General features: G+C 64.7%; 15 protein-coding genes. 5 read left to right on the forward strand and 10 right to left on the reverse strand.

What is annotated here, in order from left to right; translation table 11 throughout:
* Position 1: 1 nt before the first annotated feature.
* Genes I2456_RS24350 through I2456_RS24360 form a run of 3 tightly spaced genes read right to left on the reverse strand, consistent with a single transcriptional unit; the run spans position 2 to position 3,821 of the window.
* Entirely contained in the window at positions 2–1,045 is a 1,044-nt protein-coding gene (locus I2456_RS24350) for a TniB family NTP-binding protein (RefSeq protein WP_085072903.1), read from the reverse strand.
* Positions 1,039–3,066, reverse strand: coding sequence for a Mu transposase C-terminal domain-containing protein (locus I2456_RS24355; protein WP_085072902.1), 2,028 nt, complete (start codon positions 3,064–3,066; stop codon positions 1,039–1,041). The genes I2456_RS24350 and I2456_RS24355 overlap by 7 nt, the downstream gene beginning before the upstream one ends.
* Positions 3,063–3,821, reverse strand: coding sequence for a TnsA-like heteromeric transposase endonuclease subunit (locus I2456_RS24360; RefSeq protein WP_241007799.1), 759 nt, complete (start codon positions 3,819–3,821; stop codon positions 3,063–3,065). The genes I2456_RS24355 and I2456_RS24360 overlap by 4 nt, the downstream gene beginning before the upstream one ends.
* 281 nt (positions 3,822–4,102) lie before the next feature.
* On the opposite strand from I2456_RS24360, the gene mobF reads away from it, so the two are divergent.
* The 3 genes from mobF to I2456_RS24375 all read left to right on the forward strand — a co-directional run bounded on the left by mobF (position 4,103) and on the right by I2456_RS24375 (position 13,564).
* Positions 4,103–9,958, forward strand: coding sequence for a MobF family relaxase (gene mobF / locus I2456_RS24365; RefSeq protein ID WP_372516574.1), 5,856 nt, complete (start codon positions 4,103–4,105; stop codon positions 9,956–9,958).
* Positions 9,959–10,206: 248 nt separating this feature from the next.
* A complete protein-coding gene (locus I2456_RS24370; RefSeq protein ID WP_197083339.1) occupies positions 10,207–11,721 on the forward strand; it encodes a serine/threonine-protein kinase in 1,515 nt (504 codons plus the stop codon).
* A complete protein-coding gene (locus tag I2456_RS24375) occupies positions 11,618–13,564 on the forward strand; it encodes a DEAD/DEAH box helicase (protein ID WP_205880187.1) in 1,947 nt (648 codons plus the stop codon). The genes I2456_RS24370 and I2456_RS24375 overlap by 104 nt, the downstream gene beginning before the upstream one ends.
* A gap of 267 nt (positions 13,565–13,831) precedes the next feature.
* Here I2456_RS24375 and I2456_RS24380 read toward each other — a convergent pair whose 3' ends face one another.
* The 3 genes from I2456_RS24380 to istA form a co-directional block, all read right to left on the reverse strand.
* Positions 13,832–14,137 carry a hypothetical protein gene (locus tag I2456_RS24380; RefSeq protein ID WP_047324006.1) on the reverse strand — a complete coding sequence of 102 codons (306 nt, stop codon included), beginning with the start codon at positions 14,135–14,137 and terminating at the stop codon, positions 13,832–13,834.
* A 108-nt stretch (positions 14,138–14,245) separates the two neighbouring features.
* Positions 14,246–15,058 carry an ATP-binding protein gene (locus I2456_RS24385; RefSeq protein ID WP_033711543.1) on the reverse strand — a complete coding sequence of 271 codons (813 nt, stop codon included), beginning with the start codon at positions 15,056–15,058 and terminating at the stop codon, positions 14,246–14,248.
* On the reverse strand, positions 15,055–16,569 hold the full coding sequence (istA, locus tag I2456_RS24390) for an IS21 family transposase (protein WP_065133523.1): 1,515 nt from the start codon (positions 16,567–16,569) through the stop codon (positions 15,055–15,057). The genes I2456_RS24385 and istA overlap by 4 nt, the downstream gene beginning before the upstream one ends.
* Before the next feature lie 457 nt (positions 16,570–17,026).
* Here istA and I2456_RS24395 point away from each other — a divergent pair, with 457 nt between their 5' ends.
* Together I2456_RS24395 and I2456_RS24400 are read left to right on the forward strand one after the other, a co-directional pair.
* On the forward strand, positions 17,027–18,265 hold the full coding sequence (locus I2456_RS24395) for an IS110 family RNA-guided transposase (RefSeq protein ID WP_007172236.1): 1,239 nt from the start codon (positions 17,027–17,029) through the stop codon (positions 18,263–18,265).
* Positions 18,266–18,418: 153 nt separating this feature from the next.
* Entirely contained in the window at positions 18,419–18,622 is a 204-nt protein-coding gene (locus I2456_RS24400) for a hypothetical protein (protein ID WP_131727272.1), read from the forward strand.
* On the opposite strand, the gene I2456_RS24405 is transcribed toward I2456_RS24400, so the two are convergent.
* Genes I2456_RS24405 through I2456_RS24420 form a run of 4 tightly spaced genes read right to left on the reverse strand, consistent with a single transcriptional unit; the run spans position 18,612 to position 25,796 of the window.
* Positions 18,612–20,417: an AAA family ATPase gene (locus I2456_RS24405; protein ID WP_007172172.1), complete on the reverse strand. Its 1,806-nt coding sequence runs from the start codon at positions 20,415–20,417 to the stop codon at positions 18,612–18,614. The two genes, I2456_RS24400 and I2456_RS24405, sit on opposite strands and share 11 nt — an antisense overlap.
* A complete protein-coding gene (locus I2456_RS24410) occupies positions 20,414–22,573 on the reverse strand; it encodes a hypothetical protein (protein WP_007172171.1) in 2,160 nt (719 codons plus the stop codon). Before I2456_RS24410 ends, I2456_RS24405 begins: the two co-directional genes overlap by 4 nt.
* On the reverse strand, positions 22,570–25,485 hold the full coding sequence (locus I2456_RS24415; protein ID WP_225325408.1) for an ATP-binding protein: 2,916 nt from the start codon (positions 25,483–25,485) through the stop codon (positions 22,570–22,572). The genes I2456_RS24410 and I2456_RS24415 overlap by 4 nt, the downstream gene beginning before the upstream one ends.
* The gene (locus tag I2456_RS24420; RefSeq protein WP_234796476.1) at positions 25,479–25,796 is read right to left on the reverse strand and encodes a hypothetical protein; all 318 of its coding nucleotides are present in this window, start codon (positions 25,794–25,796) and stop codon (positions 25,479–25,481) included. Before I2456_RS24420 ends, I2456_RS24415 begins: the two co-directional genes overlap by 7 nt.
* Between the last annotated feature and the right edge of the window lie 3 nt (positions 25,797–25,799).

The following is a 25,799-nucleotide window of genomic DNA, read 5'->3' on the forward strand; positions in this document are numbered from 1 at the left end:
ATTAGCTCACTGCTCGACGCGTCGTGCGTGTCGGGGTGGCGCGTTCGGCGGCATAGTCGACGGGGACCATGTCAAGCAAGGCGCGGGTGATGTGCTCGCAGCCGTCCTCGATGGCAAGGATCGCTGCGCCGCGAATCAGGTGCGACAGGCTGCCGATCATGCCGCCGCTCCGTTGGTAGAGGTATTCGTCGAGTTCGATCAGACTGCCGCGGCGCTGCTGGTGTAGCCGCAGGGTGGATTCCATGGTGGCGATCAGCGCCCGCCATTGGGTGCGCTGATCGTTGGTGCCGTAGGCGAAGGCGGTTGCAGGGATGACGCTGAATCGGCCGGCGATCTGGCGGCCCCGAACCCCGGCGAACAGGCCGGCGGCTTCGACGTCGATGCCGGCGTAGATGAACGTTGCGGGTAGTCGCTCGGCGAAGTATTTCAGCTGATCAGACACCTCAGCACCAGCGCGGGTGGCCAGGTTGAGGTTATGCAGTTCATCCACGCAGACCAGTTCGACGTGGGTGCGGGTCGCCGTAGCACAGGCTGCCTCGACGATGTCGGTGATATTGGCGCGACTGGTGAAACTGAGCCCGAGAAAGCGGGCGAACTCCACAGCCAACATCCGGGCTGTCGCCGCAGGCGGAACGGTCACATACAGAACAGGCAGCCGATGCTTGTCGGCCGGATAGCGCTTTCGTGTATGACGCTCGTGGGTGCGCCCCAGTTGGGTCAGCGCGGTCGTCTTGCCGGTGCCCGACGCGCCGGACACGATCAGCCCACGCCGCGCCGAGACCTGATTGCGGTTGAGCTGCACCAAAAGCCGTGCAGTGCTGATGACCTTCTGGATCGTCGGCGTATTGGCCAACGGCAGGTCGGCGTGATAGATGCGACGGGCCTCGTCGTAGGCGTCGCGCTGGTCCGCTGACAACCGGCCCAGCGTTGCTGGGTCGAGCACCTCTACCGGTGCCGGTGCCCGATCTACGAACCGCCGCCACCCCTCCTTGGTGGTCAGCGGCTCTTCCGTCCACGCTTCGTCGCCGGCTGGCCGGGTCACCATCGGTCGGCCTCGACGTCGGCGTCGAAGACCCCGAATGGGATCACCGTGGCCAGCGGTTCATCGGCGGATTCGTCGTCGGGCTCTGCATGGACCGCCGTTGCCGGTGGCGCCGGTAGGCGGGGACGGTCGATCAAAGCCAAGCGGGTCCGGGCGGCGATGCGGTCGGTGCGGGTGTCGACCGGCCCGGCTTGGGCGCGGGTCAGTAGGTCGTCAAGTACCCGGGCGACCTCGGTTTCGTTACGGTCGTCTTGGCCCCGTTGGGCGGTGATGGTGCGCGCGTGGCGCCAGGTGAACTCGGCGAACGGGGCCGACACCATCGGTAGGTGTGTCCAGGGCACAGTCAGCCACCCATCGCGGGTCCGCACGAACACCCGGCTGACGTCGTAGGGGTCGTAGTGCACTTCCCACAGTCCCCGGCGGGCGTTGATCCCGGAGTGCTGCAGCCGATAGACACCCAGTTCGGGGCAATCATAGGTGCGGTAGTCGAGTCTGATGCCGTAGGCGTTGATCTGCCGCCAGCTCACCGGCAGCAACTCCAGGTAGTCCTCCCCCGACAGCGTCAGTGGGAGATAACCGGCCGCGGCCACCAATGCGGCGTACTTCTCGTTGGGGCTGAGCATCCGACGCGGGGCCAGCGGGTCGCGCAGCGCGTCGTGTGGGCGGTTCTGCCAGCCCGCCAGCAGCCACTCATCGAGCAGGTCCTGCAGCTCGGGCAGCGTCCAGGCTCCGGTCACGTCGCTGCCGCGGCGAGTCGGGTTCGACCCGGTGTAGGAGGCCACGTGCTGGCAGAACAATGTGTTGATCGCCGAAAACGTGGCCTCCACGATTGCCTTATCGGTCGGTGTGCGCGGGCGCGCCTGCTGTACCGAGATCCCCAGCTGCTCACAGGCTCGGGTGAACGTCTCGGAGACGAACACCTTCCCGCCGTCGATGGTGATCGTGTCCGGCACGATCACTGGCCGGGCCGCCGCCAGTTGCATCCGTGCGTCGATATCGACCAGCCGGGCGTGCGGCAGCACTGACGCCGACATCTGCAACGCCGCCGACCACCCCGGCCGCATCGGCTCGGGCACTACCATCTTCGCCAGGAGCAGGGCCGCGTCCACCGCCTTGGTCCCCACCGGGCGCAGGACCGCGGTCGGGATTGTGCGCGTCGCGATGTCGACCACGATCGTCAAGTCCGCCCTTGCCGGCGTTCCGTTGTCCAGCAAAACCATCACATCGATCGGGGTCGAATCGATCTGCACCTGTTCACCCGGCCTGGCCGCGAAGCTCGGCGTGAACATCCCCTGCGGGCGGTTGGCGGTCTGGCGGCGCGTGACCGCCGATCCGAAGGTGTGCCGGCCAGCGGCCAGCGACTCGACGAGCCGGTAGAACGCCGTGCGCGCTGGCAATGGCACAACCCCCGGTCCGTACTCGTCCTCGATCTTCCTCACCACCCGCCGCATCAGCCGCGACCGGGTGCCCGTCGACGTGTCGGTCTCAGCAGCCAGCACCTCGCCGACCGCGGCCACCACCCGCGCATCAGCCCGTCCTGTGGCCGCCCACTCCCGGGATGCCCGCTGATCTACCAGGCCCCACAAACCTTGTCGGGCATACCGCGCCCGGCGCGTCTGTACCGTGCGCACACCCACCCCAAGCTCGGCGGCCTTGGCTGCGTCGCGTTCGCCGAGCGTGGTCACCGCCGGGTCGAACCCATCACGGGCGGGCGAGTCCGGTGGCGCGTCCGGACTAAACCCGGTTTCAACCTCAATGACGTGGCGTTCCCACTCACGCGCCGCAGCGACCACCGCCGGTGGCAGGGTCTCTAACAACCCGAAAGGCTCAAGTCCACAGTCTTCTTCGTGACCCAGCACGGTGAACCCCGGCCACGACAGCAGATGCGTCAACAGCATCACCTGCTCAGCACCACCCACCGACCGCAGCCGCACCGATGTCCCGGCCAACGCCACCACCTGGTGCTCGACGCCGTCGAGCACCACCCAATCGCCCGGCCGCAGGACGCTTGGACGGTTGGTCAACTCCGCGCCCCAGCCACGGCGACCACACTCATCTCGCTCAGCGGGCAGGTCAGGTCCGCTGTCAGCGTCTGGCGCCACAGCAGGTGAAACAGCACTGGCAGCACCGCAATCGGGTCTCCAACTTTCGCCGCGCCGTGCATCAATCCGCGAGGTGTCGCGAATACTTCAACCAGCAACTGTGCGATCAGCGGATGGCCATGGCGCGGATGGCGATAGCCCGCCAGCCACCGAGTGTTAGCAGCCAGGATTGGCTCGACACTGCCGACCAGTCGGTACTCCCAACCCAATCGAGCGCACGCCCGCCGGGTCGCCTCGAATTTCGCCCGATCGCTATCGCGGCGTCGCTCGATCGGTCGGCAATCCATTACGACCGCCGAACCATCTGCGCGCCTCGCGAAATAGTCCGGGGCATGGCGCACTATCGAACCGCTAGCATCCGACCAGCTCAACCAAAACGGTTGCGCCGCAATCCCCACCACTGCCGGATCAAAATCCAGCAACATCACATGATCGCGTTCCAGCCATGACTCGAACCCAACATGGCCGGTCGTTGTTGCGCACCACCACCGACCGCTCAGATGACGCTGGCCTTTGCGGGTGGTGAACCGGCGCACCGGCAGCCCGTCCTCAAACGGAACCGCCGCGGCCTGATCCGGTGACAGCCGTTGGGGCACACCTTCGGCGGTAACCCAGCTCAACTCCGCAGTGTCCGACTCCGCGGCCACGTTCGCCGCGTCGGATAACACGACCGTCACAGCCAGCATTCTTCGCGATCAAACGCCCCTAGCCCCGCAACGACTCGCAACCTAACTCGGGACTTCGCAACTTTCTCGCAACCTAACCCCGAATTTCGCAACCTTGGCCCGTACGGGACACACACCAATGACCACCGGCATCAACCGTTCTGAACCACCCCAGACACCACACACCTCTTGCATTAAGGTCACGGTTTCTTAAGAACCGGCCCATCTGTGTGGGACAGATCGTCTCTGAGGTCTCTAGCGTGCGCCTGGAAAGGGACGGCACTGCAGTGACGATGACGATGCATAAGCTCACTGCCGGCAACGGGTATGAGTACCTGATCCGGCAAGTCGCTGCTGTCGACACCACCGCGCGCGGCCGGGCCCCGCTGATCGACTACTACTCGACCAAAGGCGAATCTCCGGGCCGATGGGTGGGATCGGGTCTGGCATCGCTGTCCTCGACAAGGGCACGTCCGGTGCCCCCCGAAGACCTCGCGAAAGTTTGGGCCGTACCGGTTGATTCGCCGGTCACCGAGGCCCAAATGAAGGCCCTGTTCGGGGAAGGCTTGCACCCCAACGCCGATGCGATCACCAAGTATGTCGCCGAATGCGGCGTGCGCGGCCTCGCGGCCGCCGAAGCCGCCAAACTGGGCCGCAAGTTCCATATCCGCGACAGCGAAACCACCTTTGTGCGCGCCCTGGCAGTGGCCTACCGCGATCACAACGAAGAAGCCGGCCTGCACTGGAACGCGCCCATCGCCGCGCCCACGCGCGCCGCGATCCGCACCGTTGTCGCGCGCCGAATGTTCGCTGAGCAGTACAAGCGCGCGCCCGCCGACGATCGCGAACTCAGTGGGTTTATCGCGCGGGAAACTCGCGCGCGCACGACCGCGGTCGCCGGCTACGACTTGACGTTTTCGCCCGTGAAGTCAGTGTCGACGCTGTGGGCGATCGCACCGCGCGCCGTCGCAACAGTGGTAGAGGAATGTCACGACGTAGCGGTCGGTGATGCGCTGGCGTGGCTAGAAACTCACGCCGCATTTACCCGTTCAGGTAAGGGTGGTGTCGCCCAGGTCGACACCACCGGGCTGCTCGGGGCGGCGTTCACCCACCGCGATTCACGCGCTGGCGATCCTGATCTGCACACCCATGTCGCGATCTCCAACAAGGTCGCCACGGTGGGCCCTGACGGTGTGTTGCGTTGGCTGGCGCTTGACGGGCAGCCTGTGCACCAGTTCACCGTGGCCGCCTCCGAGCTGTACAACACGCGCCTGGAAGCCCACCTTGGACAGCGACTGCAGCTGCGGTTCGCTGATGTGGTCGGCGAGGGCCGCGGCAAGAGGCCGGTGCGTGAAATCGTGGGAATCTCAGTCGAGCTGATGGCCGCGTGGTCGTCGCGGCGGCTGGCCATCGAAGCCCGCACCGCCGATCTGGCCAAGCAGTTTCAAGCCGCCCACGGCCGCGAGCCGACCCACGTGGAAACCATCGCGTTGGCTCAACAAGCGACCCTAGAGACCCGCGAAGCCAAACACGAACCCCGATCATTCGCCGAGCAGCGCCACATGTGGCGCGGCCAAGCGATCGAGGTGCTCGGCGCTGTGCGGGAGCTGACCGCGATGCTGGGCACCGTCTTGTCCGCGCCGGCGCCCCAAATCGATGCTGTCGATGACGACTGGATCACCGCGCGCGCTGCCCAAGTCATCGCCACGGTTGCCCGGTCCCGCGCGACCTGGCAACGCCACCACGTGTTCGCCGAGGCGCAGCGCCTCGTTCGTGGCAGCGGGCACGCCGCCGACGAGACGCTGGCCGACAAGATCACCGAGACTGCTTTGGCCGAGCCGCTGTCGGTTCAGCACATCGATATCGACGACGGTGAAATGGGAGAACCTGCGCAGCTGCGTCGCCGCGATGGAACCAGCGTGCATAGCCGCCACGGCAGCGCTACCTACACCTCTCAGGAGCTGCTGGCCGCTGAGCGACGCATCGTTGCTGCCGCCCTCCGACGCGGCGGGCGCACGGTCGAGGACATCGATATCGAGCTGGCGCTGGCAGACTCGGCCGCACGCGATAAGCAACTCAACGAGGGCCAGGTCGCACTGGTCCGGGAAATGGCAAGCAGCGGGCGCCGAGTGGCGTTGGCGCTGGCCCCGGCCGGTACCGGGAAGACCACGGCGATGGCCGCGCTGTCGCATGCGTGGCGCTCCTCGGGCGCGACCATCGTCGGCTTAGCCCCCACCGCGGCGGCAGCCATCGAACTGGGCGAGGATCTGTCGGCCCCGACCGACACCATCGCCAAATACGTCTGGTCGGCCGACCCGGCCAGCGGGTCGAGTCGCTCTGCCCCACCGCCATGGTTCACCAACGTCGGACGCGACACGCTCATCATCATCGACGAGGCCGGCAAAGCCGGAACGCTCGAACTTGATGCGGTGATCACCCACGCCTTAGCCCGTGGCGCCAGCATCCGGCTGGTCGGTGATGACTGCCAACTCGCGTCGATCTCAGCCGGTGGCGTGCTGCGCAACATCGCCCACAAGACCGATTCACTGACGCTGTCTCAGTTGGTTCGCTTTGGCTCCACCGCCGAAAGCGCAGCGACCCTGGCGATCCGCAGAGGAGACCCCTCTGGACTCGGGTTTTACATCGACCACCAGCGTGTGCACGTCGGTGCCGATCACACCGCCGCCGACATGGCCTACACCGCGTGGGCCGCCGACCTCGACGCGGGCCGCGATTCCCTCCTGTTAGCACCCACCAACGCCATCGTCGATACCCTCAACGCCCGAGCCCGACTCGATCGCCTCGCCGCGGCTGACCCGGCAACACGGCGCGGCCACGAAATCACCCTTTCTGATCGGCTTGCCGCCTCTCCCGGCGACCTTATTCGCACCCGCCGCAATGCCCGCCGGCTGCGCTTGAGCCCCACCGATTACGTGCGCAACGGCTACCGCTTCCAAATCCTGGAAATCCACCGAAACGGCAGCATCAAAGCCCGCCACCTCGGCAGCGGCCAAACAGTGCGCCTCCCCGCCCACTACGTCATAAAGCACGTCACCCTCGGCTATGCGGCAACCATTGACTCCGCACAAGGACTCACCGCCGGACACGCCTGCCACATCGTCGGTGCCGGGAGTCTCACTCGCCAACTGCTCTACGTGGCATTAACTCGCGGCCGCATCGAAAACCACATCTATCTATCCACCGCGGAATCCGACCCGCACCGGGTGTTGTCGCCCAAAGCAACTCACCCCGAAACGGCCGTCGATGTCCTGACCAAAACGCTGTCACGCGACGGCGCACAAGTCTCGGCCACCAGTGCCGCACGCGAAGCCCGCGACCCCTTCGTGCGGTTGGGCCCGGCCGCGGCGATGTACTACAACGCCTTGGGCGACGCCGCCCAGGCCCTGGCTTCCCCGGCCCTGCTGGCCCAACTGCACATCACCGCCGATCAGCTCTATCCAGGGTTGACCCGCGCCGAAGCATGGCCAGTGCTCTGCAAACACTTGGCGATCATCGGCGCCGACGGGCGCGACCCGTTCGCCACACTGACCGAGGCCGCCAGCGTAGGCGAGCTTTTCAGTGCCCACGATCCCGCCGCGGTGCTCGACTGGCGCATCGACCCCACCGGCGGACACTCTGCCGGTATCGGGCCGCTGCGCTGGCTGCCCGCCACTCCCACTTTGCTGGCCAACGACCCCGCATGGGAGAACTGCCTGACCGGTCGCGCCGTGCTGGTTGCCGAGCTGGCAGACCAGATCCGTGAAACCGTCACCCACCAATGGACACCGGCGACCGCGCCGGCCTGGGCCAAACCCGTGCTGGCCGCCAACCCCCAACTCGCCGCCGAAATCGCGGTCTTCCGCGCCGCCCACAACGTGGTTGCCGAAGACACCACCCTGCTCGGCCCACCCCAATACGCCGTGCGCGCCCGCACCATCCAAAAACTCCTCGAAAACCGGGCTCAAGCGGTGGTGCGCACCCAAAGCCCGCATGCTCGCCGCTTTGAGCAGCTGATCGACTCCATCGATCCGCGCATCCGCGCCGACGGGTACTGGCCCCAACTGGCCGCCCACCTCGCCCAAGCCGCCACCAGCCGGCCCGACCTGCCCGGCCTCGTTCGCGCGGCCGCCATCCAACGTCCGCTCCCCGACGAGCTGCCCGCCGCCGCGCTGTGGTGGCGTCTTGCCGCCGAACTCACGCCCGCGGCCACCGTCGATGCCCCCCACACCGGCCTGCGCCCTGCCTGGATCGCTGACTTGCACAACGTCTTTGGGTCAGCAACCGCGCAATCCATCGTCGCCGATCCCGCCTGGCCCGGCCTCGTCTCAGCTGTCAATGCCGCCGACCCCACCCGCTGGACCCCCGCCGACCTTCTTCACGTCGCCGCCGAGCACCTGGCCGACGTCGACCCCGACCACACCATCCCCGCCTACCAATACGCCCGCACCATCACCTACACCGTCGACCTGATCGGCGGCCACCACGACCACGCCGACCACCCGCTACCCGAACAACCCCCACTGCACCCCGAGGAAGAAGAACAACTTCCCCCCGACCCCCACGCAACCAGGATTGACATGCCTGCCACCGACCTGTCTACGCAACCGTGGCACCCCGAACTCGTTGAGCCCGACCCGACCAACACCCCGCTTGAGACCGCCGACGAACTCGCCGGCCTGGACTTCGACGACCTCCCCCGCCACCGCGTGGCACCCCCGCCACTGCCGGCCGCTCTGCTTGACCTCACCAGCTTGCGGACCCAATACCAGCAGGCGCTGGCCGACCATCAGGCCCTGCATGCCCGCGCCGCAATTGGTGACGGACCGGCAATGCGCCAAGCCACCCCGCGCATCCGCGAACTGCGCCAGCGCGCCGACGCCGACCGCCCCTACTTGATCGCCGTTCACGACGTGACCGCCGAATGGGCCGACGCCGAAGCCGAATACGAGACAGCGCTAAGCCATGTCGACTGGGCGCGCAACCAGCTCGACGAGCTGCAGGCTCAACCTGACGTCGACCCACTTGACATCGCCTCGGCCAAACTCGATGTCCAACTGCGACTCATGGCACTCCCCGACACTGCGCCCGCCGAGCGCTATCAGGCTGCGCTTCGCGAAGCACTCGCGGCGCGTGCAAAGGCCGCCGGCGGCGCGGACCGCGTCATCAGCGGTGACGACGTCGACAACGTCATCGCCGAAGCACGATCCGAAGACGATCGCGCCGTGCTGGCCGCCCGCCGGCGCTCCAGCCAGCTGCGCCGTGACCTTGACCGCGCAGAACTGGCTGCCGCCGCCGCGTTCGCGGCCGCCGAAACCCGTTCGGCCGAGCACATCACCGCCCAACTCGGCCAACTGGCCATCGAGCTACGCGTGCTCGAAGCCGCCAGCCGCTTCCAACCGCACCGCCCCCTCAGCCTTGCCAACAGTGCCGCCGCCGACCTCTCCCCCGCCATAGCCGCCGCCATCACCAGCACCGCAAGGCTGCCCTTCGCCGTCACGGTCGTGCACGCCCAACCCTCGCCCGAGCGCCGCGCCGCCCTGCACACCCTGCACAGCGCGGCTGCAGCCTCCGAACGAAAGATCCTGTGGTGCAGCCCTACTCGCGAACAAGCCGAGGACGCCGTGACCAACGAGCTCGCCGACACCGCTGCCACCATCACCGAAACCCACGCCACCATCACCAACAAAAAGTCGCAGTCGCCGTTACCCCCCGGCAGTCTCATCATCATCGACGACGCCGCCAGCGCCGACCCTGCAATAATCGCCGACCTCGCCGAACACGCCGCGGCCAACCAGTCCGGCCTTGTCCTGCTCGACACGACCGGCCAAACGTGGCCACCCAAGCCTGCCCAGCGGCTCCTGCGACTCGTCGCCACCGAATTACCCTGGACGACAACCATCGGCGCGCCCCCAACGTCGGCTGTCATCAACCGCGGGACCCCGCCCGACCTCGACCCCGCGCTCACCCAGGCAGGGCGCCTGCACCCAGCCATACTCGACGAGCGACTGCGCGACAGCCTCGCACGCGCCGCCCAGCTCCACGCCACCATCCACGCCGCCTACCAGCGACACCTTGAGGCCACCTGGCTTCGCGAACGCGGCCCCCACGCCAAGCAACAATCTCCAGAAATCGGCATCACCGATGACTGAGTGATCTGCTTAGAACAGGGATCCGTTCCGTTCGGGGTCTCTCGCAGCCAAATTACCGACTCGTCGTCGTCCCCACCGTGCTACGACGCGCGGACGTGGGCAACCGGTTTTGTCGCCGCTCGGCGACGACGCGATAAATAGTTGAGCCAACCACAACCAATTCGGTGTTATACTTGATTTGAGAACAACTATTTCTGGAGGCAACCGTGCGTCTTGGCGGAATATCGGAGGTGGCCGAGGAGCTCGGCGTGAGCACTCAGCGCATCGCGACACTGCGGCAGCGAAACGACTTCCCCGACGCGGTGGGGGAGATTGCGCAGGGCCCTATCTGGGACCTCGATGTTGTCGCTGGATGGAACAGCTCAGGCCTCCGTCAGACCAAGGCCGGCAGGCCGAAGTCGGACGAGAAGACCCGCACGCTGGGTGGGCGATTCCTGCTGGAACACGCTCGGATCGGTGGTGGCGGCTTCGCCGACGTCTTCCGTGCCACCGACCGCAAGACCAGCGAACTGGTCGCCGTCAAAGTGCTGAAGGACACCGTCGCGGTTGACCCCGAAGCCATCAAGAGGTTTCGGCGTGAGCTTCGGCTCCTCGAAGACCTGCACCACCCCAACGTTATTTCGGTGCTTGCCCACGGCGAGACCGACGACGACAACATCTGGTATGCGATGCCGTTGGCGCAGGGCAGCCTGACCGACTACGTCGACACGGTGGGCGGCCAAGCGCGATTGATCGTCGACATCATGCGTCAGATCTGCACGGGGCTCGGTTACGTCCATGATCGGGGCATCTATCACCGAGATCTCAAGCCGGCCAACGTTTTGCGGCTGAGCAACGGCGATTGGGCGGTATCGGATTTCGGGCTTGCCGTTGAGGCCGAGCGGCACACCGACCCGCTGACCTCAACGCTGCGACAAGGGTTGGGCACGTGGGTCTACACAGCACCGGAGCAGTGGCAACGGGCCCGAAGCGCCGACCACCGTTCCGACATCTACGGTCTGGGCAAGATCCTGCAGGAGCTCGTGACTCAGGACTTCCCAGTGAACAACGAGGTGGAGCCCGGCCCGCTGCGACCTGTCATCGAGACCGCGATCGCCAACTCGCCTGATCGCCGTTACCAGTCGATCGAGCACTTCATGAATGCACTCGAGCGTGCTGTTGATGCACACGAGGAATACGTGGCCAACGAGTCGAAGGAAGAGGCAGCGGAGCGCCTGCAGGACCGCATGCGCAGTCCGTCGGTCGCCGACGCGGACTTGATCGAGATGATCGAGTGGGCAGCCGCGTTGGATGAGTCCAGCCACGACGACATGCACGTGCTGACCCGAGTGCTGCCCTGGTGCACTCGAGGGTCCGTCAAATTCCTCTGGAGCGAACAGCGGGGCGCGTTCCAGCGCGTCTACCAGCGGTTCACCGACTTTCTGAGGCATGGGAACTTCTCGTTCGAGTACTGCGACGTGCTGGCTGACTTCACCCGCATTGTCGTGGCCGAGACGAAGGACTCCAGCGTGATGCGGATGAGCGTGGGCGCGCTCGCGTCGCTGGGGCCCCGCCACAACCGGTGGCACGTGCGTGACGTCCTGGTCAAGATCCTGCAGGAGGTCAAGTCTGACGAGATGGCCTCGGCAGCAGTGGAAGCGTTGCGGGCGGCCGACGCCGATGACGTCGAGTGGTCGATCAGCGATTTCGCGATCCGCACGCTGCCCCCCGCGATCCGTAGCGGCGTCGAGAAGCTGCGGCCTCCGAAGAGTTCCGCATCCTGAACCAGATCGCCTTGCCGACAACGTTTTCCACAAAAGGGGTAGCTTTATGAAAATCGACCAGTACGTCACCCTGCGACCCACCGTGACGGGCAATGCGTCCTTGCGCGAGCCGCAGATCGAGGCATACGAAACGCTCACCGGGCACGACTTCGACGCTCCCGAGGGCCGCGAAGTCTCCGTCGTGCTGCCGGTGGGCTGCGGGAAGTCAGGCCTCCTGGCTCTCACGCCGTTCGCCGCACAGTCTCACCGCGCACTGCTGGTCGCACCGAACCTCAAGATCGCCGACCAGCTGCTGAAGGATCTGACACCTAGCGACCCGAAGTTCTTCTACCTTAAGCGCAAAGTGTTGGACTCCGCGCCGTTCCCAGAGCCCGCAGAAATCCGAGGCACGTCGACCAACGTCACCGATCTCGAAGTGGCTGACATCGTGGTGACGAATATTCATCAGCTCCAGCGAGCCGAAAACACCTGGCTTGCAAAGCTTCCTGCCGACTTCTTCGATCTGATCATGTTCGACGAAGGCCATCACAACGTGGCCGAGAGCTGGGACACTCTGCGGCGGCACTTCCCGGACGCACGCATCGTGAACGTGAGCGCCACCCCCGGTCGTGCCGACGGGCGAATCATGGCCGGTGAAATCATCTACAGCTACCCCATCTCTCGCGCGGTGGAGAAGGGATACGTCAAGCGCATCAACGGCTACCGCCTCAACCCGACCACGCTGCACTACGTCCGGCGCCCTGACGACAACACCGAAGTCGAGGTGTCCTTGGAAGAGGTCCGCCGCCTCGGCGAGCGCGACGCAGGCTTCCGGCGCAGCGTCGTGAGCTCAGACGCCACCCTCACCACCATCGCCGAGGCCTCCCGCCAGAAATTGTTCGAGCTGCGGGAAAAGACCGGCGAGGCCAGGCTTAAGATCATTGCGGCGGCGTTGAACATGGAGCACTGCAAACAGGTCGTCGCCAAGTTCCGCGAACTGGGGCTCCGCGCCGACTTCGTTCACAGCCTGATCGAAGGCAAGAGCAAAGCGAACGAGCGAGTTTACCAGCGGTTGGAGAACCACGAACTCGACGTGATCGTACAGGTGCGCAAACTCGGTGAAGGATACGACCACCCGTATCTCAGCGTCGCCGCTGTCTTCAGCATCTTCAACAACCTCAGCCCTTTCATGCAGTTCGTGGGGCGCATCATGCGGGTGATTCCAGATGTTGACCCCTTCGATGCCGTCAACGATGGCGTCGTCGTTTTTCACGTCGGCGGCAACATCACCGGGGTCTGGAACGACTTCCAGGAGTTCGCCGAAGCAGACCAAGAGTTCTTCGCGCAGCTCATCGACGAGACCGTTGTTGAACCCCTGCCCACTCGCGAACCCCCACCTGGAGGTGGCCAGAACGCTCCGCTGCCGGTGATCACTGGCCAGGCCGACATCCAACTCGAAAACCTGACCCTGATCGCCCTCAGCGCCGACCCAGATGTTGCGCAGGCCCTGACCGTGCTCAAGGAAAAGGGTATCGACACCGGAGTCAAATTCGATCAGCTACAACGCGTCCAGCCCACCAAACAACAGACACGTCGATCCAAAAAGACCCTGCTCGACGATTTGGTGAAGAACGAGGCTGGCAAGTTTCTGGCCAAACACAGCCTCAATCGCGTTGGCCGCGAGCTGGACCGCACCCGGGAGAACTTCGTCACCGTGAAATCGGCCATCGACAGGCGGATCAAGACAATGGTTCCCAGCGGTGCCACCAATAGGAAGGATTACACCGCGGACGACTGCGACTACCTCATCGCGCGGTTGCCTCAGATCGTTGCTGCGGTCGAGGAGGAACTGCGACATGGGTAAGCCCCGCTCACTGCTGCGAACGCTGTCGATTGGCACGGCAGGACGACGGCACCCGTGTCGGTCAGACAAAAACCACGTGCTCAATAAGGGCGACCCGATACTTATCGTCAAGGTCGACCGTGACACTGCCCACTACTGCAGCGATTGCGCTCGAACGTTCATCAACACCGCCCGACAACAGCTGTCTGCCCTTGAAGAAGAGCTCGGGCGAACAACCCCGCCAAGCAGCTGACATCCAGAGTCGCACTCAGGATCCCGTCCACCTCTCTAATCGTCGGGGACAGCCTTACAGACCTCCGATGGTTCTGGCGTGCCAAGGCGGTAGTCCGTGATGTCGGGCTCGTCGACCACAGGTCCCATCGCAGTCGCGACTCTCGGCAGCGCGGAAAGCATTGTGAGAGCGTCGAAGCGGTCACGGTCGCGACTCATATCGTCGTAGACGATCTGAAGGTCCGAGGTGGGCAGTTGTTGCTGCAGTTCTTCGAAGGCTGCGGCTGCCGCGCCCGGCTCGGGCAGGCCCGACCGGACTACCCAGACATCTAGATCGCCAGGTGTGATAGCGGATGCAGCCAAGTGTGTCGCCTGCCAGGGTGATGGGACCTCTGGTTTGCCATGAGCATGGGACCGGGTTGTTCCGGTTGTAGGCCGTGCGTTGATGGTGACCGATGGGGTGGTTGCCGGTCAATCCGACGGAGTCGGAGGGGCCGGCTTTTCCGGTCGGGGCTTTTGGCGTTGCCGGTAGGACTGGCCTTCGACGACGAGTTCGTAGGCCGCTGATTGCAGGCGGTCCATCGCGGATTGAGCCAGCAGAGGATCGGCCATCATGGTCAGGATCTCGGGCGGTTCGCGGTTGCTGGTGATGATCGTCGAAGCCTTGCGGTGGCGTTCGACGATGATCTCGTAGAAGTCGGTAGTCTCGGTGGCTTCCAGGCGGTGCAGTGCCAGATCGTCGATGATCAATAGCTCGACGCGGTGCAGTTTGCGCATCTCGTCTTCGTAGCTGCCGTCCAGGCGTGCTCCACGCAGGCGTTTGAACAGTTTGTCGGCCCGTTCGGTGTGCACGCTGTGAAGCCGTCGTACCGCGATGTGGCCTAAGGCGTTGGCCAGGAACGTCTTTCCCACGCCGACCGGGCCCATGACGAGCACGTTGTAGGCATCGGCGAGGAACCGCAGCGAGATCAGCTCGGCCCACAATTGCTGATCGAACGCCACGGCGGTGGAGTCGTCCCAGGCTTGGAGTTGCATCGCAGGATCGAGGTGGGCAGCCTTGGCCCGCCGCGTCGCGGACTCGCGGTCGCGGCGGGTGACCTCATCAGCGAACAACAGCTCCAAAAAGTCGTGGTGCGGCAGCCGGTTGGTGCGGGCCAGCGCCAGCCGCTCCGGGAGGGTGTCGAGCAGCTGACCGAGTTTGAGGCGGCGCATCAACGCTTTGAGCTCGCCGGAGACCTCGATCGGTTTGACCGCCGGCACGGCATCGGGGCGGGCCGGGCTCATGAGGGCCTGCGGACCGAGAAGTCGGAGCCATCCCGCACGAACCTGGACGCCGCCCCGGGTGGTTTCGGTATCAGGGGCATCTGTTCACCGCCGCCGCGGGTCACGATCCGCTCGATCAGTCCGACGTCGATGACTTCGGCATCCAAGGCACGCCGGCAGGCGTCCTCCACGGCGGCGGCGCTGTGGCGGCGCACCAGCCCCAGCAGCCGATAGACCTGGCGCATCTTGGTCCACGGCAGCGGGTGTTCCAACACGGCGGCGGCGTAGGTGCCGACGTGGGTGCCGTGGGCAGCAGCCTTGCGCTGCAGCGCATTGATGTCGCGCATCGCATAGACCGACACGTGCGCGGGCAGATCAGCGGGGTCGGTGTGCCGCCGGCCCGGGGCCATGACGGGGTGGACCTTGATCAACTCACCACGCCAGTACAGCTTCACCGCGTGCGCATCCGTGCGGGCCTCGATCCGCTTGCCGACCAACTCGCCGGGCACGCTGTAGAGCGCTTTGGCGATCTGCACATGCCGGTCTGAGGCGACCTTGGGATGGGTCCAGACCGGGATGTCGAACACATCCTCAGGCACCGGTCCCAGCGCAGGGAGTTCCTCGGCGGCGAACACCTCGGCCGGGCGCAGCCGGGTGGTGCCATGAATCCGCAACCCGGCGGTCTGCGCACACCACAGCCGCGCCCGTTCCCGGCAATCCCCGAGATCCCGGAAGTGTTCTCCGGCATAGAAATTCGACCGCACGTACTGCACCATGCGTTCTACCCGCGGCTTATCTTTGGGGCTGCGGACCCGCGTCGGGTCAACAGCGAACCCGCGGGCCTGGGCATACTCCCGGAACGCGTCATTGAGCCGGGGTTCGGTCGCGTGTGCGGTGGTGACGATGGCTTTCATGTTGTCGGGGATCACCACCGCGAACACCCCGCCGAAGAACACCCACGCCGCTTCGAACCCGGCGATCACATCGTTAAGGGTCTGGCGGTAGGTGGGCCAGACGAACATGTGCCGCGAATACACCGCGGTGAAGATCAACCCGTGCACCACCCGGCGCCGCCCATCACCAGCATCGATGAGCAGACCGAGGCGGCCGAAGTCGACCTGCACCTCCGCACCGGGTTCGCAGTCGGCCACCGGCACCGTGGCTTGGCGCCGCCCGAATCCCAATTCAGTTGTGGCGTAACGGTGCAACGTCCGATACGACACCACCACACCCCGGCGGCCAAGCAGCGTGTGGATCTTGGTCAACGTCAACCCGTCTTTGAGCCACGCCTTGATCTGCTCATGCTCAGCGGCGATCGTCTCCCAGGCAAGGCTCTTGCCAGTCGGCCGGTGCGGGCGAACCTCGGCGATCACCGCCGCGAGCAGCTCATCGGTGAGCTGACTGTCTCCGCCGTCACGGTCGAGCCCGCAGGCCCGTGCCCGGTCGACGTAGCGTCGCACCGTTTTACGATCGGTGCCCGAGAGCCGGGCCACCTCCCGCAACCCCAACCCCTGCAGCCACAGCCGCAGCATTTCCACGATCTCGATCACCGATACCTAATAGCTTTGTAGGGCACTGGACGATTCCTGATCAGAACTCGGGGCTAGACCCCCTTCCACAGGCGGGAACGCCGGCTGCTCTGCGACCTTCCGAGTGAGCGGTCGGCCAGCGAGTGTCGACGGAACGCCTGACCGATACCGGGGTCGGCTAGACCTGCCGGGAGAACGGCGAGGTCGGCGTGTCGTGACCGGCTGCTCCTCGGAAGGGGTTGGGGTGGGGAACGTGGTTCGAGCCCGCCTGCACGATCGACACCTCATCGACGGGGAGCCGTTGAGCTCTGACAAAGACTGGGGGTCGTGCGGGTTGCTGGGGTCGCGAACGGCTCAATCGGAGGTCAGGCCATCAGAGCCTTGCTATTAGGGCGCCGCGCGTTCTCACAAAGGGTCACGCACCCAACACATTTCGACAACCAAGGAGGTAAATTTGTCCATGGTCACGTGTGGGATCGACTGGGCCCAGGATCATCATGACGTCGCGCTGGTGGATGCCGACGGTCGGCTGGTCGCCAGACGGCGCATCCCCGAGTCGGTCGCCGGATTCGCCGAACTGACCGCCATGCTGGCCGATGCCGACGACGACCCTGAGGATCCGATCCCGGTCGCGATCGAGACCCCGCGCGGGTTGCTGGTCGCCGTGTTGCGGGCCAGCGGTCGACCGATCTACCCGATCAACCCGATGTCGGTGGCCCGCTATCGGGAACGGACGTCGATGTCGGGCAAGAAGTCTGACCACGGCGATGCGGTCACGCTGGCCAACATCCTGCGTACCGACATCGACCAGCATCGTCGGTTACCCGCCGACACCGAACTGGCGCAATCGATCACCGTGCTGGCCCGTGCCCACCAGGACGCCACCTGGCGGCGTAACCGGGCCGGCAACGAACTGCGGTCGCTGCTGCGGGAATATTTCCCGGGTTTCCTGCACGCCTTCGCCGACCGTCCCGGCGGAATCACCGCACCCGAAGCTCGTGCGGTGCTCGCCATCGCTGCCACCCCGGCCAAGGCGGCGCGGCTGTCAAAGCCGCAGATCACCGCCGCCCTGCGCCGCGCCGGACGCCAACGCGGCCTGACCACGCTCGCGGCGACAATCCACCAGCAGCTGCGGCTGCCGCAGCTGCGACACCCCGCCCCGGTCGAAGACGCCTTCGGTATCCAAGCAGTCGCATTGCTGGCCACCCTCGACGCTGAGTGCGCCAACGTCGACCGGCTGGGCGAGGCCACCGCCGCCACCTTTGCCCAGCACGCCGACCACAGGATCATCACCTCATTTGTGGGGGTCGGCGACCTTACCGGTGCCCGCCTGCTCGCCGAAATCGGCGACGACCGAACACGATTCGCCGACGCCCGAGCATTGAAGGCGTTCGCCGGGTCGGCGCCCGTCACCAAAGCCTCTGGGCGCAGCATCCGCATCACTCACCGGCACGTGAAGAACAACCGACTTGCCGCCGTCGGATTCGTCTGGGCGTTCATCGCGGCCGGCTGCGAAGGACCCACCCGCGCTCACTACCTGACACGCCGCGACCACGGCGACCGCCACCCCGCAGCCCTGCGCCACCTCTACAACCGCATGCTCGGCCAGCTCTACCACTGCCTGCAAACCAGCCAAACCTACGACCCAATCAAGGCATACCGACCACCCCCGACGCACCCCACACGAGCCGCCGCTTGACTGTTAACAAGATCGGAGGTCTCCCGGTAGCTCATCAGGCCAATACAGCGGCCCAACAACCGGAAGAACCCACGCCACGCCGGGGTGGTCCCATAACTGGCAAAACAGCCAGTCAGGTGGTCCCATCAATGGCAAACAGGTGGTCCCATGCTCATGGCAAAACCAGCTCTGAAGTGGTCCCTTTCACCTGGCAGCCGACACAAGTGCGAGGTAGTCGATGAACGTCGCACCGACGAGCTCACGGCCGGCGACCACCACGAGGCCATGCTGACCCACGTCCACCTGGACAGCATCCCCAGCATCAGTGTGGCCTACAACGATCCGCATTTCAGCGCCCACGATGGGCTTAGGGCGTGACGAGCTCAAAGGCCGCCAGGACGTCGGTGAGGGCAGCGTCCATGTCTGCCAGCGTGATTGTGCTAATGCTGCTCAGGTCGGCGGTGAGCAAGTCCACCGTCGGGTCCGCTGCGATGCGGGCTTTGGCTTTGCGCAGGGCTTGTTCAATGACGGTTCGGGCGAACCGGCCGTTGGCGGCGACATCGATGAGCATGTGTGGTTCACCGGGGCGTGTACTTGGCGTGTTGCATAGCCACTCAGCGTTGCTGCTGAAGCGCGAAAGAGCGGAGGGTTCGATGGCCACATGGAACCGCGCTGCGAACAGCTCAGCGATCCGTACCAGGTCGTCGGTGTCGCAGGAGGTGAATTCGAGCTGGAACGGGAACCGTGACCGCAGTCCCGGGTTAGCGCTCAAAAGCCGGTTCATTGGGCTGGCGTAGCCAGCCATGGCGATCATTGTGTCGTGGCGATGGTCTTCTGCCCACTTCATGATGACGTCAACGGCGATGTGGCCGAAATCGCGCTCATTATCCGGTTTGTAGAGTTCGGGTGCCTCGTCGATGAACAGTGCACAGCCTTTGGCAGCTTGCAAGATCGCTGATGTTTTCTTCTCGGTGCCACCGATGTGCTCGTCGACAAGATCCTTGCGGGAGACTTCGATGAATTCTGGCGATTCGAGGATGCCCAGGCCGAAATACATCTCGCAAATCAGCCGTGCTATCGAGGTTTTCGCGGTCCCCGGCGGGCCGACCAGAGTCATGTGCAAGGTGTCGCGCTCACCGATCTGGACGCCGCGCTCGGCCATCTTCTGGTCGTAGACCTTGACGAACTTGAGTTCCTTGACATGCTCTTTGACGCGGCGGAGCCCAATGAATTCGTCGAGTTCGCGTTCGGCGCGCTCCAGCACACGTACGGCTTCCTTGCGTTGCCGGGCTCTGCGCAGGTCGGCCACGCTCGGTCCAGAATCCGGGTCCCACCGATTGGACCGGGCGGCAATCACGTCTGGGGTCGTGACGGTGACGCCGTAGCCGGGGTCATCGAGCGCGGCGGCGGCGTCCGGGCGCAGTTGACCGTCTACGCTGGCTGCGCTGAACTCTTTGCGGGCGGCGGCCTCGTCCCCCAACGCGCGGTGGCACAAGCCGCGATATACGGCCGCCTCGGCCAGCAGGTGCGAGGTATCGATGCCGCTCTGGTCGAGCTTGGCCTGGTCGGCCTGCGTCACGACGGATGTCAATGTGGCCAGCGCCGCCTCGAACTGTCCCAGCCCGGTTTGGGCGATTCCTTTGAGCAGCCGTGTGGCGGCCTCCACGATTCCACCGCTGCTCGACGAGGCCTGCGAGGTCCACGTCAACAAGTCTGGCCAGCGGCGCGTCAGGAAAAACATTGTGGCCCCGATGAACCGGTGTATCTGCGCTTGCGCGGGCTCGACGGTGAGGTCAACCCCGTCGAGGATCTTTTCGGCCTGGTCGTAGTCGCCTTGGCTAACAAGTGTCGCCGCGTAGGCGATGGTGATCCCGGTCGGAGTGTGCGGGTAAAGGTCAATGAGGAATGGCGTAGACACGGTTGGCGCTAGCGCAGAATCTGCCAGGCCAATCCGACGCGTTTCGCGATGCAAAGTCGATAGCGCATCATATGCGCCGCGCATGGTGTTAAGGCTGACGTCGCCAGCAACCGCCAACCCCATCCACGCGTCGCACATGCCGGGATCCATGTCGGTGGCCTGCGTGAAGGCTTCGCGCGCTCCCGCGTGATCGGCCACGGGCCCACCGAAGCCCAGGCGGCTAATCCCGATGTCGAAATAGTCACGGGCACTCACTGGTGATAGTCCCTTGCTCGTGGTCGAGGTGGTGACGGAAATTCTACGGGCGACTCAGACAGCTCGAACGATCGCTGCTGCTCAGATGATGTATCTAGCGGCAGGCCGGGGTCCTCATCAGGGGTTGCCGACGGGGGCGCCTGGTGGCGACCCACGCCCTGGGCCGGGCGGCGCGGATGGCTCGGTAGCGATGGCAGCCCATCTGAGCCGGCCATCGGCGCCACCTCGCCTTGATCTGGTTCCCCTGGCTGGCCGTTGCTGAGGGCATTGGACGCCGCCAGGTGCGGGCTGGTGTCGCTGTCCGGGACGCCTTGTTGGGACCCGGGGTCTGAGCCGTTGCGGTGGTGGTGTCCGCGGATGTGCTGGACGGTCTTTTCGGTGATGACGGCGGGAATCACCACCTCTGGCGCGGCGGCCGCGGCGGCGCCTTCTGCCGCTGTGGCGCCGGCCCCCTCTGCTGCCGCAGCCGCGGCATGTCCACCTGCGGTCGCCGCGGCCTCGCTCGCCCCGGCCTTTTCTGCTGCCATCCGGGTGGTGGTGGCCCCGGTCGTCCGGGTCGCCGTGGTCTCCTCCTCACCGCGCATCCGGCTGGGCCGAGGTTTGACCGCATCGAACCCCGGCGTTGAGGTGTCGGCGTCGCCGTTAGAACCGTCATCGTCGCCGGCGCCATCGCTATCGCCGCGTCGCGCGACCCGTCGAAACAGCCCGCGCGCTTTGCGTCCCGCCTCGGCGTAATCGTTGTACTCATCGCGCACAGCGCCGCTTGTGGAGCACCACGCCCCAGTGATGTGGTGGGCGATCGTGCCCAAACTGTCTGTGTAGAAATGCTTGTCGATGTAATGGAACAAGAAGATGCCTACGACCGAACCCAGGCTCACCAACAACAGGCGCGGGACCGCGGTGGCGCCATGCCCCAGTTGCGGCGTGGTGAGCGCCCACCCCATCCCGACCGCACTCAACGCCAAAAAGACAGTGAAGATCATCATCTCGACGCCATGCAACAACACCTGCGAGACGCAGCGCACCGCGTATTTCTTGCCGCGCTGCCAACCGCTCATGCCGACCATCGCCGCGGGAACCACCACGATGCAGTAGTAGGTGGCTTTGGCACCGACCAGCAACGTGCTCACCCCGACGTACCAGATGAACAGGCCGATCCAAAACGCGGCGAACAAGAACACCAGCCCCAGCACAAAGTCGTTGGCCCCCAATTGTTGAGCGTGCGCCAAGGCTTGGGGAGCACCGCATCCGGCCATCGCGTGCGCCGGTCCAGGACCTTGGCTATGCGCGGCCAAGATGGCCTGGGACCAGGCCTGGCGGCAGGTGCCCACATCATCAACGACCATGCCGAAGTTCTGTAACTGTAGAGCTGGTCGCGCCGTCGAAGACACCAGCTGCGCCAGCAGGGCGTCGAGCTGGGTATCCAATGACTGGCCCGGAGCGTACGAACTCTGGCGGGCGTCCTGGGCGATCTGAAAGCCTGTCGCTCGACCCATGCCCAGCAGGCCGTGATCGCTGACTAGATCGTCAATGGGGTCACGAAAGACCGTCCACACCAATGCAGCTAGCACCGCGGCGGTGCCTAGCAGATTGCGGGCCTGGGCCGGCCGCCCTCGCTGTTGGTGATACCCCGCCAACACCACACAAACCGCGACCGCCAATGGCCCCAGCCACATCTGGTTGACGAGCATGTTCACTGTAGCGAAAACGGGGCGCCCGATTTGAACGAGGGCCAAGAGCCACGAGCTCGACATTGCAAATCGCAGAAGCCACAGCGCAATCCCGATAGCGAATACGACAAGAGCAGCTTCATTGGTCAGCCACCAGGCTGCGGTGGTATGCGCGATCGCGGTTTGGGTGGCTTTGACGATCCACGACCCCCACGATTCGGGATCGAACGCGCTGACGTGTTGGCCGTTGTTGAAGGTGGCTTCGGTGGTATCGACCATCGAGAGGAAGTAGTCAGCGATCGGCACGTTGTCCAAGTCATGCAGTCCCGTCCACCCCAGAGCAGCGGCACCCACCGCCGCCGAGGCTTTAGGTGCGGCCACCACCGCCCACAGACACAGCACGTAGACACCTGTCATCGCGCCGATCACGCGGCGCAACCGTGGGTGCTCAACTAGCCAGACTGCGAGGGAATCGCTGGCAGTCATGCGATCACCGATGCGGTGCTATCGAATGCGCGTGCCTGCTCTTCGGTTGGCGCGCCGAAAAATTGAACGCGTGCGGGACGTCCAAGTTCGTCGACTAAGAATCCCTCGCCGAGTCGGGCACGATCGACCGCCCCGGCCTCGGTGGCGTAGCCGCCCCATTCCCCGCGATCAGAGAACACGTCTTCATCAGCGGTGGAGCCAGGACTGGTGTCCTCGCTTAGTGCGCTGACAAGCTCTGGATACATTTCTGGGTCGATGCGCGCCCACTTCAGTGTCGCGTAGGCCAGTTCAGGGTCTTGAACACGAAAGATCCATTTTTGTGTGACAAACTCATCCCCCATGCGGGCAAGGTCCCTGAAATCCTGTGTGATGAACCAGATTCCACTCGCGTGCTTACGGCCCCGCCGAGTGAATTTGTGCGCAATGCGTGCCGTGGTGGGAAAGGCAAGCAGTTCGGCGCACTCCTCGAAGATCATGACGTCGAATACGTCGAGGCGGTCGAACATGTATCGCTGCTCTAGCTCAATGAGCAGGCCATAGATAGCCATTCCGGCGCGCTGGGTCCCCGACAGTTTCGCGTAGAGATCGGCGTTGGTGAGATCCTCGGTGCTGGGCAAGCCCAGGTTGCCGGTCAGGTAGACCGTGGCCGGGGAGTCTTCTGGCCGGTAGGGCGGCAAGTGGTCATCGAAAAGCCCGGGAAAATCCTCCTGGGCTGTTTCTAAGCGCAGCAGCAACTCGTCGTTGTCGGCGTCCGGCTGTGAACGCAGATAGTCCAGCAGTGTGCGGTGGCTCGTAATCCCTTGCCTGGCCCGGGTTTCCGGTCGCACCAAACGTCGGTAACGCTTGGCAAGCAGGCTGTCATAAGACAGCCCAATCCAGGGCAGGATGTGCGAGGCCGCGATGCGCCCTGCCAGGTGCGCTGGGAAGATCACCAGCGGGTCATACAAGTACTGCGGCGTTGTCGGGTCGATGAACCGTACACCCTCGATGGGTGTGAGGGCCTGCTTCCATTCAGCGATTGTGTCTGGCTCGAACACCACAACGCGTCCGCCACGCAGGATCAGTTCATACGCCGAGAGTTTGGTGCGGTTGGACTTCCCGCCGCCGGGATCGCCGACGACGGCCAGCCCGGTGTTCTTGTTTCGGCGCGCAGTTCCCTCGGGATCGTGAAGGATGATCGCCGGTCGCATCGTGGTCTGGTCGATGGCCAGCGCACTGCCCTTGACGTTGCCCACGCGGCCCGAAATCAGCGGCAAGAACAGCGACCACTTATGTGCGCTGGTGGGATTGCGAAATTCATCGAGCGGGCAGGTGTTTTCACTTCCGGTATTGAATGCCTTCCACAGCAACGCCTGGGCGCCACGGTGGCGTTTGACAGCGATGCCGACTGTGTCAAGCTCCTGGCGGACCTGTTTGACCGCATCCTCCAAGACCCGCGGTGAGTCGGCACCGACCGCAATCATCACCGTGTGGTCAAGCTCGCGTTCGGCGGGATTGCCGTTCAGATGCGATGTGTAGGCCCGCGTGCGCGCTAGCTTCCTTGGCAATTCGTCGTTTTCAGCTCCGCGGTGACCACGCTGACGCATCTGGTCTTTGATGTTTTTGGTGTAGCGGAAATTGCGGGCTTGCGCATCCTGGGGTGTGCGAATGTAAATATGTTGGGTCCACTCAATACTGGCCTGGGTGTTCACGTTGAGCAGCGCATTCAGATACGAAGCGCGTGGAAAGGCCAGGCCTGTCTCCGGGAAGTGCTCGACGGTCAAAAACGACTGGTAGCTCGATCTGCAGGTGGGCTCGTGGGGATCATAGACGCGAACCAAGGCTTTGAAACTGGGTCGCCACCATGGCCGCCCGGCGTTGTCGCCTTCATCGAAAGCGATGGTAGGGAAATCGTGAGCGCTCAGTGAGGACGGCCCCGTGCTGGCCGCTGGCATCGGCTCATGGATGACGCCGAGCATGGCGCGATGTCGCCGATACCAATGGATTTGCGCTGGACTAGCCGCGCGAACGTGAAACTCATCAGGTAGGGCACCACAGATCTGGCGGGCAACACTGGCGTAGTGCTGAATCGATGTGCTTGAGTCTTTGTCACGCCCGCTGACCCAGTCCCAAGCCCGCCTGCCCTGTCCGAGCGGTGTGCGTCCCGCGGTGCCAGCATCGACTGGCACCGTTAGCCAAAACCGTGGGCGCACGGGACCGCGATATCCCTTGGTGATCCACTTGTTCGCTTGGGCGATAGTTGGGACCCAGTGCTTGCACTGCCCAATCCATGTCGACTTGTTGGTGTGCGGACCCACCATTGCCCGCATGATGGCGTTTTGGTCCTCGGCGACCAGCAACCCGCGCACTTGCGAGCCTGAGGGCAGGTAGCGCCCCAAGTTCCGCGTCAGCCTGGCGGCTCGCCGGTGGACGTCAAGCGAGCGCATATTGACCGACAAACCATCGATCAAGAATTCGGCATAGACGCCTCCGCCGGTGAAGACCAGATTGTCCTCGACACGTTCAGGAGGGTCAAAACTGGAGTCAACACGCAGCTTCCTCTCAGCGGCACGAGGCTGCGAGGTGATCAGGTGAGGTGGCCGAATAGTGTTGCGGGCAAAAACGAGACGTGCTGAAAGAGATGGACGTCCCTTGGGCAAAAGTAGCCGCATCAGCCCAACGGTCACCACACAGAGCACCACCCCGCCGGCGAGGACCGGAAGCGTGGTTCCGGCGGGCTGGCTGTCGACCCATAGCAGCGTGGGACCCGCGATCGCGGCAATGGCCACCCATTCCACCCCGCGGTAGGGCCCGCCGGGCCATTCCTGCCCGGGAGCGGCTTCCCCGATCTGGATGTCGATGTCGCGGATGCCCGACCACGCTTCGGCCTTGTCGACGGGCCGTGGTGGGGCAACTGGGCCGGTGGTCACCATCCGCGGGTATTGGAGTGGCCAACGCTGCCGGGCAGGTGCTCAAATTCCTGGTTACCGCGCTGATACAGCCCGACGATGTGGGCTACGACAACTGCAAGAGCCACCCCGCCGGCGATTGCCGACAATCCGGCACCGGTGCCGCGCTTCCAATGGTCTCTCATACCGCGCACGATGCCGCTGCCCAGGAAGTATGTGCCGCCGACTGCGACGATGATGTAAAGCACTTCGTGGCTCATGTTGATCACGCCGGCCCCGGCAGCCACATTTGTCGTGTGGGTAGCCAACGTCTGTAATGTTAGCTGTCTAATCATGAT

This window comes from Mycobacterium kubicae (genome assembly GCF_015689175.1).
Lineage (GTDB): Bacteria > Actinomycetota > Actinomycetes > Mycobacteriales > Mycobacteriaceae > Mycobacterium > Mycobacterium kubicae.

Bases quoted from the DNA above. Each gene is read 5' to 3' on its own strand.
- I2456_RS24400 (WP_131727272.1), top strand. From the start codon at position 18,419: ATGGCAAAACCAGCTCTGAAGTGGTCCCTTTCACCTGGCAGCCGACAC.
- I2456_RS24410 (WP_007172171.1), bottom strand. From the start codon at position 22,573: ATGACTGCCAGCGATTCCCTCGCAGTCTGGCTAGTTGAGCACCCACGG.
- I2456_RS24375 (WP_205880187.1), top strand. From the start codon at position 11,618: ATGACGTCGAGTGGTCGATCAGCGATTTCGCGATCCGCACGCTGCCCC.
- I2456_RS24395 (WP_007172236.1), top strand. From the start codon at position 17,027: ATGGTCACGTGTGGGATCGACTGGGCCCAGGATCATCATGACGTCGCG.
- mobF (WP_372516574.1), top strand. From the start codon at position 4,103: ATGACGATGCATAAGCTCACTGCCGGCAACGGGTATGAGTACCTGATC.
- I2456_RS24385 (WP_033711543.1), bottom strand. From the start codon at position 15,058: ATGAGCCCGGCCCGCCCCGATGCCGTGCCGGCGGTCAAACCGATCGAG.
- I2456_RS24415 (WP_225325408.1), bottom strand. From the start codon at position 25,485: ATGGTGACCACCGGCCCAGTTGCCCCACCACGGCCCGTCGACAAGGCC.
- istA (WP_065133523.1), bottom strand. From the start codon at position 16,569: ATGCTGCGGCTGTGGCTGCAGGGGTTGGGGTTGCGGGAGGTGGCCCGG.
- I2456_RS24420 (WP_234796476.1), bottom strand. From the start codon at position 25,796: ATGATTAGACAGCTAACATTACAGACGTTGGCTACCCACACGACAAAT.
- I2456_RS24350 (WP_085072903.1), bottom strand. From the start codon at position 1,045: ATGGTGACCCGGCCAGCCGGCGACGAAGCGTGGACGGAAGAGCCGCTG.